A 1,131-nucleotide genomic window follows, 5' to 3' on the forward strand; every position below is an offset into this window, starting at 1 on the left:
GGTCACGTTGACCATGGTAAAACAACTTTAACAGCAGCAATCTCTGCCGTTTTGTCTAAAACTTATGGTGGTGAAGTTAAAAACTTCGCTCAAATCGATAACGCTCCAGAAGAGCGTGAGCGCGGTATTACCATTAATACTTCTCACATCGAATATGACACACCAATCCGTCACTACGCACACGTAGATTGTCCAGGTCACGCGGATTATGTTAAAAACATGATTACCGGTGCTGCACAGATGGACGGCGCAATCTTAGTAGTTGCTGCTACAGATGGCCCAATGCCACAGACTCGTGAGCACATCCTGCTTTCTCGTCAAGTAGGCGTACCTTTCATCATCGTATTCATGAACAAGTGTGACATGGTAGATGACGAAGAATTACTAGAATTAGTAGAAATGGAAGTGCGTGAGCTTCTTTCAGAATACGACTTCCCAGGTGATGATTTACCAGTAATTCAAGGTTCAGCTCTTAAGGCACTAGAAGGCCAGCCAGAGTGGGAAGCTAAAATTCTTGAGCTTGCAGAAGCCCTAGATACTTATATTCCAGAACCAGCTCGTGACATCGATAAGCCATTCCTACTACCAATCGAAGACGTATTCTCGATTTCAGGTCGTGGTACAGTGGTAACAGGTCGTGTTGAACGAGGTATCGTTCGCGTATCAGACGAAGTTGAAATTGTTGGTGTTCGTCCAACAACTAAAACGACTTGTACTGGTGTAGAAATGTTCCGCAAGCTACTTGACGAAGGTCGTGCTGGCGAAAACTGTGGTGTGTTATTACGTGGTACTAAGCGTGATGACGTAGAACGTGGTCAAGTACTAGCTAAGCCTGGTTCAATTAACCCACACACAACTTTCGAATCAGAAGTTTACGTGTTGTCAAAAGAAGAAGGCGGACGTCATACTCCATTCTTCAAAGGCTACCGTCCACAATTCTTCTTCCGTACAACAGACGTAACAGGCACAATTGAGTTACCAGAAGGCGTAGAAATGGTTATGCCTGGTGATAACATCAAGATGGTCGTTACTCTGATTTACCCAATCGCGATGGACGACGGTTTACGTTTCGCTATCCGTGAAGGTGGCCGTACAGTTGGTGCAGGTGTTGTAGCTAAAATTATCGCGTAA

The 1,131-nt window shown here is 44.8% G+C and carries 1 protein-coding gene; it reads left to right on the forward strand.

Annotation, left to right across the window (positions count from 1 at the left end; genetic code table 11):
• Window positions 1-1,131: elongation factor Tu (gene tuf, locus H5181_RS20290; protein ID WP_182745490.1), on the forward strand; the 1,131-nt coding region annotated here is incomplete at its 5' end.

The sequence above is a fragment of the Shewanella sp. SG44-2 genome (genome assembly GCF_014164215.1).
GTDB classification, from domain to species: domain Bacteria; phylum Pseudomonadota; class Gammaproteobacteria; order Enterobacterales; family Shewanellaceae; genus Shewanella; species Shewanella frigidimarina.